General features: G+C 62.1%; 1 protein-coding gene. It reads right to left on the bottom strand.

All coding sequences use genetic code 11. The features are described 5' to 3' along the window. On the bottom strand, window positions 1-439 hold a 439-nt coding region (locus tag AC1D0P_RS28970), incomplete at its 3' end, for a DMT family transporter (protein ID WP_477679889.1). Between the last annotated feature and the right edge of the window lie 37 nt (window positions 440-476).

The raw sequence follows: 476 nt of genomic DNA on the forward strand, positions 1-476 counted from the left end.
CCGTAACGCCATAGGCCCATGCCGGCGCCTTGCCGAAGCTCAGGCTATCGAACGACACGAGTAGCACGCCAGCCACTGCAATCACCGTTCCCAACCATTGCCGCCGGCTCAGCTTTTCGCCCAGCACGGGTTGYGACAGGCATGCGATCGCCAGCGGCAGCAGGTCGGAAATCAGCGCCACCAATCCGGTCGGCACGCGCTGTTCGATCGCCAGGGCAAAGCCACCCAGATAGAGAAACACCGACATGACGCCGAACACCATCTGCTCCAGCACGCTTCGCAGGCGCATGCGCGGACCTACGGTGAGAGCAAAGGGCAACAGGATCACCCCCGACAAAAGCGTTCGCCAGAACAGGAGTAGCGGCACGCTTGCTTCCTCGCTCGCATAGCGTATGCCGACGAAACCGGAACTCCAGCCAATCACCAGCAGTGTCGCCATGATCGGCCACAGAAAACGGCGCCGATTGGGCATGGGC

It is taken from the genome of Polaromonas sp. P1_G2, from assembly GCF_056405515.1.